Source organism: Caulobacter sp. FG121, assembly GCF_057809815.1.
Genome location: NZ_JBMDKR010000017.1, coordinates 1 through 4,146 on the forward strand (window position 1 = coordinate 1; position 4,146 = coordinate 4,146).

Here is a 4,146-nt window from a genome sequence, read left to right on the forward strand (position 1 = left end):
TCGCCATCGGTCCAGATCCAGCGGATCTCGTCGGGGTCGGCGATCGCCTCGGCCGCCATCGGCAGCTGGTCGGCGGCCTTGCCGAACGTCCGGGCCCGGCCGGCCGCTGTCGTGAACAGGGCCGGCGAGATGGCGAACGGCTCGCCGCCGGCGTCGGTGAACACCGCCGCCTTGCCGGCCTTCACGCCGAACCGGGTCAGGAACGCCTCTGTCGCGGCCGCCACGCCGGCCTGGACCAGGTCAGGACCAGGTCGCGGCTCGATCGGCGGCTGGCCACCGGTGACCACCCGGGACACGTCCGGCAATACGCTGCCAGCCCGGGGCGTCAGCCCATCCAGCCAGGCCCGGCCGACGTTGTAGTTGAACCCCGGATCCACCCCCCGCTCCAGCAGGGCCGCCTCGCCGGTGCGCGGGTTGACATAGGGCCTGGGCGGGAACCGCACCGGCTCCTCGGTCACGGTCCATCCCCGCCGATCCAGGGTGCGCTGGTTGAGCTGGATGGTGGTGCAGCGGCAGTTGAACCCGCAGGGCGGATAGTGGCTGTCCCACCAGGGATCATCGACCGGCAGGATGGTCCCGTGCCAGGCGGCATGCTCGGGCCGGGTCCGGCCATCCTGGACGGCGACGTAGCGCAGGAAGGGCAGGCCCTCCTTGGTGTCCTGGATGCGCTTCCAACGGCCTGCGGCATAGCTGGTCCGCAGGTTGACGTCGAAGATGGTCCTAAGGCGCCGGGCTGAGCCCAGCTGAACGTCTCGCCGTTCGCCCGTCAGCGGGTCGGTCATGGGCGCGCGGCCCCACCAGCCCTTGTCCCGCAGCAGCGGCTCCAGGTCGGTCTTGAACTGGCCGAACGTCCGACCTTCGCTGAGCGCGCGATCGACGGCCTCGCGGATGTCGATCAGCACGTCCCGGCGCATGGCCTTGGCCACGGTGAAGGCCTTGCCATGCTCCTCCTCCCAGACGTCCTGCCAGGCGAAGCTCTCCTGCAGGCCCTTGCCCCGGAAGAAGTCGATCGCTTCGGCCGGTGGCAGGGCTTCCAGGGTCAAAGCATCGCCGGCCATCAGGGTTGATGACCGGCGATGCCGGGCGCTTGAACTGTCGTGTGATAGCGCATGGCGCCCTCAGTGGATTGCCGTCGTCGGTCGGTGGACTAGGTTTCGAGGGCCGCCGGGTTGAGCTTTTCGAGGACGCGGAACAGCGTGTTGGGGTCCCAGAACTCCTTCACGCGATTGGTCGCCAGGATGACCTCTTCCTTGTCGAGCTCGATATCGACGTCCGCGGCCGCGATCCGGTCCGCCAAACGGCCACGGGGCATTTTGCCGACCGCATCATCGTTCGGCAGGCGACTGTCGAGGGCGATGAAGAGGGCGTACCGCATGGAGATCGGCTGGCCATCGACCACCATCTGTTTGCCCAGGCGGGTCATGATGGGGATTTCGAGATTCAGTTTGGTGGTGGTCTTCGTCACGGGCTGTTCCTTCAGCTGCGAGATGCCGGGCGGTTGATGGCCGGCTGGGTGGTGTTCAAGGCGCGGCTACTTCACCGCCAAAGCGGGTTCGTCCGGCGCTGCGCTGCCGGGATCGATGGGGTCGGAGGGATGTGGCGGTGACCACGGCGGGCGGGTCTTGGTCTTGGAGGCCCGATTCCGATCAGCGGCCTCGCGTTTGACCAGGGCCGTGTATCTGGCGACCTCTTTGGGTCCCATGGCGTCCCGCGCCCAACCGAGAACTTGATCCTCGCTGAGGGTGTCGTAGGCGATGAACGCGCCGGGCAGAGGCGGCGGCAGTCGCTGATCACCATAGGCGAACGCGAGAACCGATGGGGCGAGCGGGTCGCTCCCCTTGCGGGCAGGCGCCAGCGCTTCCAGCACCCAGTGGACGACGACGACCCGGGTGTCTCCGTTTTCGACCGGAGAGGTCTCCAGGCTGGCGACGCGCCATTTCAGTTGAGCCATGTTTTCAGTCCCTATGCTGCGACGAGAGCGCGGTAAGTCGTGCCTGCCGCGTCCTGGATTTGAACGGTGTGGGTGGCCGCCGGCGTCTCGGCGACGGCGTTGGCGGTGGTTCTGAACACGCCCTGGATCGTGCCGAAGGCGGTGTCGTCGCCGATGCGCACCTGCAGGATCGTCGAACTCTTCTTCAGGGCCGGGTTGGTCGAGGCCAGGGTGGAGCCCAGGACGATCAGGCCGTTCTTGCTGATGATGAAGTTGTTGTTCGGGCTGATCGAGACGTCCGCGCCGCCGGCCGAGGACGACGTGTTGGAGAAGTACATCGCGCCATCGCCGCCCAGGATGATGCCGCCGCTATAGCCGGCGGCCTTCGAGAGCCAGGCGGCGTTGTAGTACTGATTGAAGTTGATGCCGCTGCTGGGCGAGACGGTGATTGAGCCCGCCACATCCAGTCGCGATTTCGGGGCCGACGTTCCGAGGCCCAGGTAGCGGCTGCTATCCAGACGCAGACCCTCAACGCCGCCGGTGGAGACCGCCCAGGTGTTGGCGGCTGGCGCCCAGATCCCGGTGTCGGTGTCGCCTGCGATGAACAGGCTGGGCGAGCCCGCGGAACCAACAGTGATCCCCAGGCCGGTCCCCAGCAGCACTCCGGTAGCGTTGGCCGCCGGCAGGGTGAGGGTCACCGCCTGAGCGTCGTCCTTGAAGACCCAGGCGCCTGCGCGCTGCAGATCCATCCGCACGACGCCAATTTGCCGTGAGCCGTTGATATAGCCTGACCGCAGGATCCGGAGTGCGGTGGGCGCTCGCGTGCTGCCGGCCGACTCAGGGTCGTTGGAGGTCTCGATGTAGTTCGCGCCGTCACCGTTGGCCTGGTCGCTGAATGCGGTGCTGTCGACCGGGTTGTAGTAGCCCATCGCCATCCGCTCGGAACCCGTCGAGGTGTGGTCCGTCGAGGCGTCGCGATAGGCGATGGCCGAGAAGCCGGCGGCGTTGCTGGTTCGGATGGCCAGCACATTGCCGGTGATGTTGCCAAACACCATGCCGCCCGCGCCGAACTGGGTCAGCTTGAACTCGGAGGCGTTGCCGATCCGGACATAGTTGGTGACCGGCGTGTTGAGCTTCAGCTCGAGGTTCTGACCGCTCAGGGGCTCGATCGTCAGCAAGCCGGCGTAGCTCGAGGAGATCAGGCCGCCGGCCGGGTTCAGCGTCGCGGTGATTTTGGCGTTGCCGTAGACGTGCAGCGCCTCAGTCGGGGTAATTCCGATCCCGACCTTGCCGTTCTTGTCGATGATAAACGAGTTGTTGAACGACGCCGTGCCGTCGGCCGAGCCGGAGACGGCCGTGTTGGCGTAGTACAGCGATCCGTCCGACGCCAAAGTCAGGGCCGCAGCGTAACCGGAGGCGTAGTATTTCCAGGCGCTGCTGAAATAGGAGTTGAACCAGATCCCTCGGCTGCTGCCGCCGACCAGGATGTCGCCGGCGACTGTGAGCGAGGCCCTGACATTGCTGGTCTTGACGCCCAGGCCCGTGGTGACCAGCCGCATCTGCTCTGCGCCGCCGTTCGCCCAGGCCTGGGTGTCAGCCGCCGGGGAAAACCAGCCGGTGTCTGTGTCGCCGACAAAGAATTGGCCCGGCGCGGCCGCCGCACCAGCCACCACGCCGAGGGTCGTTCCGAGCAGCACGCCACTGGCGTTTGCCGCCGGCAGGGTCAGGCTGGTCGCCTGGGCGTCGTCCTTGAACACCAGGGCGCCGGTGCGCTGCAGGTCGAACCGGATGATGCCGATCTGGCGCGACCCATTGATCCAGCCCGACCGCACGATCCGGAGCGCCGTAGGCAGGCGCGTGCTGCCCGGGGTCTCGGGATCGTTCGAGGTCTCGATATAGTTGGCGCCATCGTTGGCGGCCAAGTCGCTGAAGCCGGATCCATCTGCCGGGTTGTAGTAGCCGATCGCCATGCGCTCGGAGCCGGTGGCCGAGTGGTCGGCCGAGGAGTCTCTGAACCCAACCGCCGCCCAGCTCGTTCCGAGGCTTGTCCGCAGGGTCAGGGAGTTGCCCTGCACGGCTCCCGCCACCATCACGCCGCCGCCTGAGAAGTAGGAGAGGTAGGAGTCCCCGCCCGATCCGATCCGGATGCCGCCGCCGGCGGTGACCTTCAACTCAATGTCGGCGCCCGCCGTCGGCTCGAAGATCATGTCGGTGGC

Annotated in this window: 4 protein-coding genes; all 4 read right to left on the reverse strand. The window is 67.1% G+C overall.

The genetic code is table 11. The features are described from left to right. The coding region (locus tag ACODSL_RS20000; RefSeq protein ID WP_488902500.1) for a phage minor head protein at window positions 1–1,058 on the reverse strand (1,058 nt) is incomplete at its 3' end. Between the two features lie 89 nt (window positions 1,059–1,147). Continuing rightward, entirely contained in the window at window positions 1,148–1,465 is a 318-nt protein-coding gene (locus ACODSL_RS20005) for a hypothetical protein (RefSeq protein ID WP_488902501.1), read from the reverse strand. 66 nt (window positions 1,466–1,531) lie between these two features. Continuing rightward, a complete protein-coding gene (locus ACODSL_RS20010) occupies window positions 1,532–1,951 on the reverse strand; it encodes a DUF7936 family protein (protein WP_488902502.1) in 420 nt (139 codons plus the stop codon). An 11-nt stretch (window positions 1,952–1,962) separates the two neighbouring features. Continuing rightward, the coding region (locus ACODSL_RS20015) for a hypothetical protein (protein ID WP_488902503.1) at window positions 1,963–4,146 on the reverse strand (2,184 nt) is incomplete at its 5' end.

Coding starts and splice junctions, on each gene's coding strand:
- ACODSL_RS20010 (WP_488902502.1), bottom strand. CDS start 1,951: ATGGCTCAACTGAAATGGCGCGTCGCCAGCCTGGAGACCTCTCCGGTC.